Source organism: Curtobacterium sp. B8 (genome assembly GCF_000333315.1).
GTDB lineage: Bacteria > Actinomycetota > Actinomycetes > Actinomycetales > Microbacteriaceae > Curtobacterium > Curtobacterium luteum.
Window position 1 is genome coordinate 1 of the sequence record NZ_BACW01000349.1, and the last position, 10938, is coordinate 10938.

Below are 10938 nucleotides of genomic sequence, written 5' to 3' on the forward strand. Positions count from 1 at the left end.
GAGACGACCTCGGCAGGCAGCTCGTCGCGTCGCCGCTGGTCGACCGCGTGATCCTGACAGGGGCGTACGAGACCGCCGAGCTCTTCCGCTCGTTCCGGCCGGACCTGCCCCTGCTCGCCGAGACCTCGGGCAAGAACGCGATCATCGTGACGCCGTCGGCCGACCTGGACCTCGCAGTCAAGGACGTCGTCGCCTCGGCGTTCGGGCACGCGGGTCAGAAGTGTTCGGCGGCGTCGCTCGTCGTGCTCGTCGGGTCCGTCGCCACCTCGCGGCGGTTCCGGTCCCAGCTGATCGATGCCGTGTCCTCGCTGACCGTGGGGTACCCGACCGACGCGACGACGCAGATGGGGCCGGTCATCGAGCCGGCCGCCGGCAAGCTGCTCGACGGCCTGACGAAGCTCGGTGCGGGGGAGACCTGGGCCGTGCAGCCCGCCCGACTGGACGACTCCGGGAAGCTCTGGAGCCCCGGCGTCCGCGACGGTGTCGCCCGTGGTTCGGCGTTCCACCGGACGGAGTACTTCGGTCCGATCCTCGGCATCATGACCGCGCGGACCCTCGACGAGGCGATCGACATCGTCAACGAGGTCGACTACGGCCTCACCTCGGGGCTGCACTCGCTCGACGCCGGGGAGATCGGCACGTGGCTCGACCGGATCGAGGCCGGCAACCTGTACGTGAACCGCGGCATCACGGGCGCGATCGTCCGACGCCAGCCGTTCGGCGGGTGGAAGAAGTCGGCCGTCGGTGCCGGGACGAAGGCCGGCGGGCTGAACTACCTGATCGGGCTCGGGTCGTGGTCATCGGTGCCTGCTGGTGCTGCTGGCGCTGGTCCTGCTGGTGCTGTGTCCTCGCCGGTGTCCGCGTTCGTCCGGGCGTCCGGGGTTGCCTCGGAGTCGCTCGACCGCGCGCTCGCATCTGACGAGCGAGCGTGGACCACGCTGTTCGGCACCGCGACCGACGTGTCCGCGCTGACCGCCGAGCGGAACATCGCGCGCTTCCTGCCCTTCCCGGGGGTGCACGTGCGCCTGACCGCGGACGACGACTCGTCGCTCGACGTCGACGCGCTCGTCCGGGTCGTCGCGGCGGCGCTCCGCGCGGGGACGACGATCGACGTGTCGGTCTCCGGTTCGCTGCCGGTCTCCGTGCGGTCGGCCGTGCAGTCGCTGGCGATCGTGCGGTCGCTCCGCGACGGGGAGTCCGACGCGGCGTTCGCAGCGCGGGTGGCCGACGGCCCGTCGACGCGGGTCCGGCTCATCGGCGGGGATGCTTCGGCGCTGTACACGGCGGTCGGTGGACGTCCGGACGTCGCGGTCTACGCCGAGCCGGTGACCGAGGCCGGGCGGATCGAGGTGCTGCCGTTCCTCCGGGAGCAGGCGGTGTCGATCACGGCGCACCGGTTCGGCACGCCGAACCACCTGACGGACGCGCTGATCTAACGGCGGGGGCGCTGCGTGCGGCAGCCGGACGGCGCGGGGCAGCGCTCGGCGTGGCGTTCGCACAACTGGAAGCGGCTCGAACCACGTGATTCCGTGGTTCGAGCCGCTTTGGGTTGTGCGGAGGTCAGTCGGTGACCGTCATCCTGCTCGTGACCAGTTCGCGGAGTTCCGCCGGGATGGGGGTCGGCCGTCGTTCGCCCTCGCGGTCGATGATGACGTGGACGAACTCGCCCGTCGCGAGCAGCGCGCCGTCGGCCTGGCGGAAGAGGCCGAACTCCCACGCGAGGCTCGTCGTGCCGATCCGCTTCGACCGCATCCCGACCTCGATGACGTCCGGCCAGACCGCTGACTCGACGAAGTGGCAGCTCGACGACACGAGGACGGCGATCCACTCGGACGAGAACGGATCGAGGCCCGCGACCTCCCGGAACCAGTACGTCGCGGCGTTGTCCATGGCCGAGTAGTAGATCGTGTTGTTGACGTGCCCGAACATGTCGTTGTCGTTCCACCGCGTGGGGTAGGTCCGGCAGAACGGGTACTCGTCGATGGTCATCGGTCTCCGATCGGTGGTGCGGGTGCAGCGGCCTCGGAGCACCGGCCGACCACGCTGGTGCGACTCGGCCGATCCGGGGACGAACCGACCGTACTCGACCCCGCCTCCGGGCCGTCTGACGCTCGGGAGTCCGAAATCCGTCGTCCAGCGGATCGGGTACAGCGTTTCGGCTGTCCGTCCAGGGCTCCGTCCGTACCGTGGCCCGCATGTGCGAGTCGGTCCAGTGCCCTGTGTGCGGCAAGTCCTCGTGGACGGGCTGCGGCGACCACGTCCGCGACGTGATGCGGGGCATCCGCCGCCGAGATCGCTGCCAGGGGCACGGCATCCCGCATCACATGCTCGAGACCCGCGGCTTCCGCTGACCGCGGACCACTGACCGCTGAGCGTGGCGCGCTGTGCGTCGTCGATCGTCGCACGCGCGAGCCGTCGGCGTGCGCCGCTGTCCGGTCGCCGCGGCGTCCGGGGAGACGGTCAGGCTGACGGCGTTGCCTCGACAGGTGCCGACGATCGTCGGCGACCCGACCACACCACGAGGAGCACCACCATCGTGACCGAAGCCTTCGCACACCCCACCGCACTCGCACACGTCCGCATCACCGTCACCGACATCCACCGGAGCAAGGCGTTCTACGAGCAGCTCCTCGGCGTCGCACCAGCGATGGACTTCAGTGCGCACATCGACGAGCCGGGGATCGAGCAGGATCGGGAGCGGCTCTACGGCGGGTGCATCTTCCCGCTCGGGGAGCAGCTGTTCGGGCTCCGGCCCGTCGCACCGCGCGGTCAGCGGTTCGACTCCGACACGGTCGGTCTCGACCACGTCAGCTTCACGGTGCGGTCGGTGGAGGCGCTCCACGAAACCGCTGCCCGCTTGGACGCCGCGGGGGTCGAGCACGGCGACGTGACGGACCTCGGGGAGGCGGGCATCGTCATCCTCTCCGTGCAGGACCCGGACGACATCAACCTGGAGTTCACCGCAGCGAAGGGCTGACACCGCAGCGAAGGGTTGACACCGTCACCGTCGGGCTTCACCCGACCGGAGCCGGCACGGCGGCGGGACGGAGCACGTACTCGAACGTCGCACGGGCGCGAGCCGGATCGGGTGTCTCCCCGGAGATGAGGTCGGCGTACGTGAACGACTCCGAGATCCGGACGAGCAGTCGTGACAGCTCCTCGCTCGTCAGCGGCGCGGGGTCGAACGTGCCGGCCTGCCGTTCGTCGTCGATCAGGGCGGTCACCCGTGCCACGAAGCGACTCTGGACGTCGCTCTCGGTCGTCGTGAGCAGTCGGAGGGCCCGTGCGGGCTCACGGGTGAGGAACGCGCGGAAGTACGGAGCGCGGATGAGGTCCGCCGTGAACCGGTCGAGCACGTCGACGATCCGCGCGGCCCCGGCCGGCGCGGCGGACGTGGCAGCGCTGTCGAGCGTGGGGACGGCGAGGGACCACAGCACCTCGGAGAGCAGTCGGTCGCGGTTGCCCACCCACCGGAAGAGCGACGTCCGGTCCACGCCGAGCGAGGCTGCCAGGGTCCCCATGTCGATCCGTGAGCCGGCGATGAAGGTGTGGCGGGCCTCCCGGAAGGCGCGCAGCGCAGAATCCGATGTGTACATGCATCCCTCCCTTGCAACGTTTTCGAGAATGATGCACGATCGGGGGTATGTCAACGACGGCAGCCTCAACGCCCCTCCTCGGATCGGACTTCTACGGTTTCCAGACGGGGTTGACCGAGCGGGAGCGTGACTCGCTCGGACGCCTGCGTGCGTACCTCGAGGCCGAGGTCCGCCCGATCGCCGACGAGTACTGGGCGCGTGCCGAGTTCCCGAAGCAGGTCATCGCGCCGCTCGCCGAGCTCGGCATGTACGGGCCGGGCGTCCCGCTCGTGCGGCAGTTCGAGAACTCGGCGGTGTACCGCGGCTGGGCGGCACTCGAGCTCGGTCGGGTCGACGCGAGCGTGGCGACGTTCATCGGCGTGCAGTCCGGCCTCGCGATGAACTCGATCGCGGTCGCCGGCAGCGAGGAGCAGCAGCAGGAATGGCTGCCGCGCATGGCTCGCGGCGAGCTGATCGGCGCGTTCGGCCTCACCGAACCGCTGTCGGGCAGCGACTCCGCGCGCGGGCTGCGGACGACCGCCCGGCGTGAGGGTGACGAGTGGGTCCTCGACGGCGAGAAGCGATGGATCGGCAACGCCACCTTCGCCGACGTCGTCGTGATCTGGGCGAAGGACGTTGCGGACGAGCAGGTCAAGGGCTTCCTCGTCACGACCGACACCCCGGGCTTCACCGCCACGAAGATCGAGGACAAGATCGCCCTCCGCGGCGTGCAGAACGCCGACATCACGATGAGCGGGGTCCGGGTGCCGGAGTCGCGTCGGCTGCAGCGTGCGGACTCGTTCCGGGCGACGGCCGAGGTCCTGCGCCTCACCCGGACCGAGGTGGCGTGGCAGGCGATCGGCATCGCGGTCGGTGCGTACGAGGCGGCGCTCGACTACGCCCGGACGCGCATCCAGTTCGGGAAGCCGATCGCGGCGCACCAGATGGTGCAGGACCTCCTCGTGAAGTCGCTCGCGAACATCACCGCGTCGATCGCCCTGTGCACCCAGGCCTCGGCCATGCAGGACGCCGGGGTCGGCGGGGACGAGCACTCCGCGATGGCGAAGGCGTTCGCCACGGCGAAGATGCGCGAGACGGTCGGCTGGTGCCGCGAGGTGCAGGGCGGGAACGGCATCGTGCTAGAGAAGGGCGTGGCGCGGTTCTTCTCCGATGCCGAGGCCATCTACTCGTACGAGGGCACCCGCGAAGTGAACACGCTCATCGTGGGGCGGGCGATCACGGGGCAGGCCGCGTTCGTGTGAGGGCTGGACGGGCCTGAGGGCCTGAGGGCCTGAGGGCCTGAGAGCCCGCGGGCGCGAGGGGGCTGAGCTCGGGCCGGGTGATGATGCCCGCCCGGAATCCGCGTGCGGCTTCGGGTGCCGCTGCGGAACGACGCGACCGATGTCGGACGACATCGGTCGCGTCGTCATTCCTGCGGGCAGCTCGGCGCGGCGTGGGCGGCGTTGGCCGCGACACCGCGCGCGTCGAACGACACGTGGTTCGTCGAAACGCGCGCGTTCGCCGAGCCCCGCCCGCGAGCCCCGCGCCCGAGCCGTTGCTACCCGAGCAGCTCCGGCCGCTCCCACTCCTCGCCGAGCACGTGCTGGGCCAGGAAGGCGAACACGGTCTCGTACCAGACCACCGCGTGCTGCGGCTTGAGCACCCAGTGGTTCTCGTCCGGGAAGTACAGGAACCGGTGCGGCATCGTCCCGTCCTCCGCGGCGTGGTGCTCCGCGAGCTCCGACCAGAGCCGCAGTCCTTCGCCGATCGGCACCCGGTAGTCCTTGTCGCCGTGGATCACGAGCATCGGTGTCGTGATGTCCGCCACGAACCGGTGCGGGTCGTTCTCGCGCATGCCCTCGGCGTCGAAGATCGACTGCCAGTACTGCGACATGTCCGTCGTGCCGTTGAACTGCTCGAGCGCCCACAGGCTGGCGTGCGTGACGATCGCCCGGAACCGATCGGTGTGGCCCGCGACCCAGTTCGCCATGTACCCACCGAACGAGCCGCCCATCGCTGCCGTCCGGGTCTCGTCGATGTCCGATCGGCCGACGACGTGGTCGGTGATCGCCATGAGGTCGGTGTACGGCGCCTGCCCCCAGGCGTTCCAGCCCCGGTTGATGAAGTCGAGCCCGTACCCGGTCGACAGTGCCGGGTCCGGCAGCAGCACGGCGTACCCGCGTGCTGCGGCGAGCTGCGGGCTCCACCGCCACGACCACTGGTTCCACGAGTTCAGCGGGCCACCGTGGATCCAGAGCAGCAGCGGGTGCGGCCCGTCGCCCTCGGGCAGCACCAGCCAGCCGCGGACGCGCGTGCCATCCGTCGTGGTGGTCTCGACGTCCTCGATCGTGCTGGGGACGTCGGGGAGCGGCGCGGGGTTCGCGAGGACCGTCACCGAACCGTCGTCGGCGATCCGGACCGGGTGCAGCGGCGCCTGCCAGGAGGCCCGGAGCGCCACGACCTCGCCGGTCCTGTCCGCCACGCGCAGGCCGGAGTAGGCCCAGTCGTCGTGGGTCAGCTGCTCGACGGGGGCTCCGTCGAGGGGGATCCGGAAGATCGGCGCGCGGCCGTCCTGGTCGGCGACGGCGAGGAGTGCGGCGTCGCCGTGCTCGAAGACGAGCTCGGCCGGCCAGCGGTCCCAGTCGGTCGCGATCCGCCGGGCGCCCGCGACGTCCACGGTGCCGTCCGTGGTGAGCGGAGCGGTCCAGATCTCCTGCTCGTGAGCACCGGCCGGCGTCGAGCGGGGCGTCCGCACCCACGCGATCGTCCGGCCGTCGTGGCTGACGCGGGGGATCTCGTGGTCGACGTCCGGTTCGTCGAACACCACGGTCCGGGTGCCCGTCCGGACGTCGACCGTCACCAGCGTCGAGCGGAAGCCGCGGGGTTCCTGCACGGCCACGGACGCGAGCAGCACCGAGCCGTCCGGGGTCAGGGCGCCGTCCACGTGGTCGAGCGTCCGGGCCGGAGCGGGGGTGAGGTCGGCCGGGCGCGGGAGGTGCGTCGGGTAGTCCGGAGCGTCGGCGGGACGCACGGCCGCGTCACGTTCACGCAGTTCGGCGAGGTCGAGGGTCAGCACGTGGGTCTCGTCGGGGCCGAGGTCGTGGTCCCAGTACCGCACGGGGTAGGTCTCGTGGAGGATCGCCGCGACCTTCCGCTCCTTGCGGCGCTTGCGCAGCGCGGCGTCCGCCGCGAGGAACGACGTCTCGTCGTCCGCGTCCGCCCCGGGGAGCAGCGGCGCCATGAAGGCGACCACGTCGCTACCGGGGGCCGTGGCGAGGACGCCGCCCGCGCCTCCCGACAGGGCCGTGACCGGGCGCGCTTCGCCGCCCGCGGCGGGGAGCACCCAGAGCTGGGCCGCGTCTTCGGCGCCGGACTCGTCGGGCCGGCCGGACACGAACAGCACGTCGCCGCCGCGGGTGACGGCGATCCCGCCCTCGCCCTTCGCCGAGCGGGTCAGTCGGACCGGCGTGCCCGAACCGTCAGCGGGGACGCACCAGACCGACCGGCGGTACCCGGTGCGCTCGTCGTCGAGGGCGCTGACGGTGAGGAACACCCGCGATCCGTCCGGGGCGACCGCGATGCCGTCGACTCGGGGGAGGGCGGTGAACTGGTCGAGGTCGGAGAACGGCGTCGTCATGACTCCACGCTAGCGAGGTCCGGTGACACGGTCGCGGGCTACGCCCAGAACGCGGCGACCTGCTCCGCGACCGTCGACCCCTGCCGGTGCCCCTGCTCCGCCGACGGCGCCTGGGTGGACAGCGCGAGCGAGTTGGAGCCGAAGGCGTGCTGCGAGGCGCTGTCCGCCACGACGGTCTCGACCGAGCTCCCACCGGACCGCAGGCTCTCGACCGCGACGTCCAGCCACGGCCCGAGCGGCGATGGGCCTTCGGGGCCGCAGGCGATGACGAGCACCCGCTCGTACCCGGCCGCGACGTCGGCGTTCGTGGCCGAGCGGAGGCCACCGTCGATGTACGGCACGCCGTCGATCGCCACGGGCGTCCACACCAGCGGCACCGAGCAACTCGCGGCCACGGCACGGGGGAGCGGCACGCCGGACTCGGCGGTCAGGACGCGGAACGTGCCGTCGGTGGCGTCGATCGCGGTGACGCCGAGCGGCTTCGCCGGCCAGGCCGTGCCGGGCAGCGTCTGCTCGAAGGTCGCGATGCGCTCCTCGTCCGTCTGGCCACCGGTGGACCGCTGCGCGACGGCGCCGAGCCGGGCCCGGGCGTCCTGGTCGCCCCGCGCGCCGACGAGCAGCTGCTCGAGTCGCGCCTGGAAGTCCTCGGACGCGATGACCGGCGGTTCCTCGTACGTCGAGGGCAGCGGTGTGTGCTGCTGTGCGTACGCGTCGGGGACGGCACCTGCGCGCACGAACGTGCCCACGACGCTCCCCGCGCTCGAGCCGACCACGAGGTCGGCGGCGTCGAGGTCTACCCCGGCTTCCTGCAGGGCGGCGAGCACGCCGAGTTCCCAGGCGATCCCGGCGACGCCGCCGCCTCCGAGGACGAGTGCGCGGGTGCCGGGCGTGGGCGTCGAGACGTCGGTCATGGGTCATGCTTACCAACCCCGGGTCGTCGCGCGGCGCGCGGCGCGCTGCCCGTGGATGGGAGCCAGCGCAGACCGGCAAGTGCAGGAGTGGTGGGCAGCAACGGACTGGAGGCCCGTGGCGGCGTCGCCACGGGCCTCCAGTCCGTCATGTGGAAACGTCGGTCAGACGCCTGCGGTGCTGCGGATCCAGCTGGCGCTCTGCGTCAGCACCGCGTAGTTCGAGCCCGCGTGGGTGTTCGCACCCGGGTCGGCGACGTCGCCCGTCGAGCAGACGCCGACGACCTTGCCGTTCACGAGCAGGGGCCCGCCGGAGTCGCCGTGGTTCGATGCGCCGGAGACGCCCGTGACGTGCTGCGCGGTGCCGTTGTACGCGTCGATCGAGCGGCCGGTGAGGTTGACCGTCGCCTGGTAGAGCCCGGTGCTCGGGGCGCTGTTCGCCCGGTTGCCGTAGCCCATGATGGTGCCCGTGCCGGAGGACTTCGTCGTGTAGGCGAGGTCGAGCGGCGCGTACGAGGACAGTGCCTTCGCGGTCCGCAGGTGCACGAGCGCGATGTCGCCCGACGGCGCAGAGTACAGCCGGTCAGCCGCGATCGCCGTGCCGCGGTTCGAGGTGCTGTTCGACTGGTAGACGTTCATCGCGGTGGTGCCGTCGACGCAGTGGTTGGCGGTGAGCACCCACGACGCGTTGATCTGCTCACCGGTGCACCCGTAGGTGGCGGAGCCGCCCTGCTGGAAGATGAGCTGCACCTCCCACGGGGTGCTGGGGGCCTGCTCGCCGCCGATGACCTGCGGGGAGACCGTCGCGGCGTTCGCCGCGCTGGCTCCGAAGGTCCCGCCGAGGAGGACGATGGCGGCGGTCGCGAGGAGCGCCGTTGCTCTGGTCTTGAGTCGCTGCTGCATGTGCACGATGTTCTTCCCGCCCCGTTCGGGGGGCAAGTCGGCGTTGCAGGGGACAACATGCGTACCCTCCGTCCGGGCCTGTGGACAACTCAACGGGCGTCGGTGGGGTGCCCTACCGTCGTCCGCATGACAGGGGAACGAAGCACCGTGGACCGCCGACGGCGCCGCGCCGGAGCGGTCGTGTGGCCGATCGTCGTCGCGACCGCGCCCACCGCCGCGTTCCAGCTGCCGAACCTCGTCACGGCGCCGAGCGTGAAGGTCTCGCTCGTCGTGTTCGGCCTCGTGGTGCTCTCCGCCGCGGTCGTCGTCCAGGTCGTCCGCGCCCGTCGGACCGCGGCCTCGGTGGCTGCGGCCGCAGCGGTCGCCCGCTCGACGGAGCTGGAGCAGGGCACCGCCGTCCGCTACGCCTTCGGGCAGCTCGCGACCCGGCTAGTGCGATTCGCGGAGCTCCGGCGGGCGGCGCGGCGACAGGAACTCCCGGCGTTCGCGGACCGCATCGCGGTGGCGCTCGCGTTCTACCTGCTGCCCGGGGTGCCCGACGTCCGGGCGAACGTCTACCAGTTGTCGGCGGACCTCCGCGCGCTCGAACCGATCGGGCACGGCGGAGCCGAGGACACCGCCGGCGTCTTCCGCGCCGGGACCCCGTACGGCGACCGCAACCTCGACTGGGTCCTCGTCGGCGGTGGCCCGCGCGTCGTCGGGGACCGCCTGGCGGAGGTCGACGTGGACGAGGACCTCCCGGGGTTCGAACCGCGCTACCGGTCGTACGTCTCGGTCGTCATCCGATCCGAGGAGTACTCCTTCGGCATGCTCACCGTGGACTCGCCCGCACCGGACGCGTTCACCGACCTCGACGCCAAGTACGTCGCGATGATGGCCTCGTTCATGGCCATCGCGTTCTCGCTCGCGTCCTCGTTCCCGGAACGGGACCGCAACCCCAGGAAAGGCCCGTGATGCGCACACGATTTGTCGGACGCTCGACGTACCATCCCCACATGACCATCGTGACCCCCGAACCGAAGCCCTTCGGTCGGTCCCGGGTGTACACCCCCAACTGGACCGACGACACCACCGACGCCGACTACGAAGACCTCGAGGTCATCGCCGCGAACATCGAGCGCGAGCGGGTCGCTGCCCGCCGTCGCTTCGAGGCGAGTACGACGTCTGCTTCAACCTTTCGACCCAGCCCGGTCGACGCTCCCGGATGCGTGACCTCACCGGGCACCTCCTCCTCACCCAGCCGAGCGTGAGCCGTCTCGTGGACCGCCTGGCCTCGCGCGGGATCGTCGAGAAGCAGCCAGACCCCACCGACGCCCGCGGCGTGTACGTCGCCCTCACCGCCCACGGCTTCGACGTCTACCGCTCCGTCGCCGTCCAGCACGCCGCGAGCATCGCCGCCGTGCTCGGCGCCGGTCTCAGTGACGGCGAGCTCCGCACGCTGACCGAGCTGTGCACGAAGGTCCGCCGCGCGGCCGGTCAGGGAGTCACACCCAGCCGTCCCTCGCCCGACACGGCCTCCGTGTGAGCGGCGCGATCGTCTGGCTGCGCGACGACCTCCGTCTCGCGGACAACCCGGCCCTCCGCGCCGGCATCGACCACGGCGGCTCGCTCACCGTCGTGTACGTCCTCGACGACGAGTCACCGGGCGTCCGGCCGATCGGGGCCGCGGCACGGTGGTGGCTGCACCACTCGCTGACCGCGCTCGACGAAGCACTCCGGGAACGCGGGTCGCGCCTCGTCCTCCGGCGTGGCGCAGCGGCGGACGTCATCGACGCCCCTCGTCGCGGACTCCGGGGCCGACGCCGTGTTCTGGAACCGACGCTACGGCCACGCGGAACGCGACATCGACGCCGGGATCAAGGCGAGCCTGCACGACCGCGGCGTCGAGGCGCACAGCTTCGCGGCGAACCTCCTC

General features: G+C 71.6%; 12 protein-coding genes and 1 pseudogene. 8 read left to right on the forward strand and 5 right to left on the reverse strand.

From position 1 onward, the window contains the following. Window positions 1-1436: aldehyde dehydrogenase family protein (locus I59_RS09020; RefSeq protein WP_022903591.1), on the forward strand; the 1436-nt coding region annotated here is incomplete at its 5' end. A gap of 124 nt (window positions 1437-1560) precedes the next feature. Here I59_RS09020 and I59_RS09025 read toward each other — a convergent pair. Continuing rightward, the gene (locus I59_RS09025; protein WP_022903592.1) at window positions 1561-1989 is read right to left on the reverse strand and encodes a thioesterase family protein; all 429 of its coding nucleotides are present in this window, start codon (window positions 1987-1989) and stop codon (window positions 1561-1563) included. A gap of 206 nt (window positions 1990-2195) precedes the next feature. On the opposite strand from I59_RS09025, the gene I59_RS22805 reads away from it, so the two are divergent. Next, on the forward strand, window positions 2196-2351 hold the full coding sequence (locus I59_RS22805) for a hypothetical protein (RefSeq protein ID WP_022903593.1): 156 nt from the start codon (window positions 2196-2198) through the stop codon (window positions 2349-2351). A gap of 185 nt (window positions 2352-2536) precedes the next feature. Continuing rightward, window positions 2537-2977 carry a VOC family protein gene (locus I59_RS09035; RefSeq protein WP_031273460.1) on the forward strand — a complete coding sequence of 147 codons (441 nt, stop codon included), beginning with the start codon at window positions 2537-2539 and terminating at the stop codon, window positions 2975-2977. Between the two features lie 37 nt (window positions 2978-3014). On the opposite strand, the gene I59_RS09040 is transcribed toward I59_RS09035, so the two are convergent. Further along, the gene (locus I59_RS09040; protein WP_022903595.1) at window positions 3015-3596 is read right to left on the reverse strand and encodes a QsdR family transcriptional regulator; all 582 of its coding nucleotides are present in this window, start codon (window positions 3594-3596) and stop codon (window positions 3015-3017) included. Between the two features lie 47 nt (window positions 3597-3643). Here I59_RS09040 and I59_RS09045 point away from each other — a divergent pair, with 47 nt between their 5' ends. Then, window positions 3644-4837, forward strand: coding sequence for an acyl-CoA dehydrogenase family protein (locus tag I59_RS09045; RefSeq protein WP_022903596.1), 1194 nt, complete (start codon window positions 3644-3646; stop codon window positions 4835-4837). 296 nt (window positions 4838-5133) lie between these two features. Here I59_RS09045 and I59_RS09050 read toward each other — a convergent pair whose 3' ends face one another. The 3 genes from I59_RS09050 to I59_RS09060 form a co-directional block, all read right to left on the reverse strand. Continuing rightward, window positions 5134-7212, reverse strand: a complete 2079-nt coding sequence (locus I59_RS09050) for an alpha/beta fold hydrolase (protein WP_022903597.1) — start codon at window positions 7210-7212, stop codon at window positions 5134-5136. A 38-nt stretch (window positions 7213-7250) separates the two neighbouring features. Further along, window positions 7251-8123, reverse strand: coding sequence for a patatin-like phospholipase family protein (locus I59_RS09055; protein ID WP_022903598.1), 873 nt, complete (start codon window positions 8121-8123; stop codon window positions 7251-7253). A 162-nt stretch (window positions 8124-8285) separates the two neighbouring features. Then, the gene (locus tag I59_RS09060) at window positions 8286-9023 is read right to left on the reverse strand and encodes a trypsin-like serine protease (RefSeq protein WP_049976557.1); all 738 of its coding nucleotides are present in this window, start codon (window positions 9021-9023) and stop codon (window positions 8286-8288) included. A gap of 126 nt (window positions 9024-9149) precedes the next feature. On the opposite strand from I59_RS09060, the gene I59_RS09065 reads away from it, so the two are divergent. The 4 genes and pseudogenes from I59_RS09065 to I59_RS21385 all read left to right on the forward strand — a co-directional run. After that, window positions 9150-9977 carry a GAF domain-containing protein gene (locus I59_RS09065; RefSeq protein ID WP_148286148.1) on the forward strand — a complete coding sequence of 276 codons (828 nt, stop codon included), beginning with the start codon at window positions 9150-9152 and terminating at the stop codon, window positions 9975-9977. A 41-nt stretch (window positions 9978-10018) separates the two neighbouring features. Then, window positions 10019-10273, forward strand: a complete 255-nt coding sequence (locus I59_RS23440; protein WP_261976545.1) for a hypothetical protein — start codon at window positions 10019-10021, stop codon at window positions 10271-10273. Beyond that, window positions 10228-10548 carry a MarR family winged helix-turn-helix transcriptional regulator gene (locus I59_RS09070; protein ID WP_022903601.1) on the forward strand — a complete coding sequence of 107 codons (321 nt, stop codon included), beginning with the start codon at window positions 10228-10230 and terminating at the stop codon, window positions 10546-10548. The genes I59_RS23440 and I59_RS09070 overlap by 46 nt, the downstream gene beginning before the upstream one ends. Beyond that, window positions 10545-10938 (forward strand): annotated as a pseudogene (locus tag I59_RS21385) (deoxyribodipyrimidine photo-lyase); the annotation flags it as partial. The gene I59_RS09070 and the pseudogene I59_RS21385, both read left to right, overlap by 4 nt.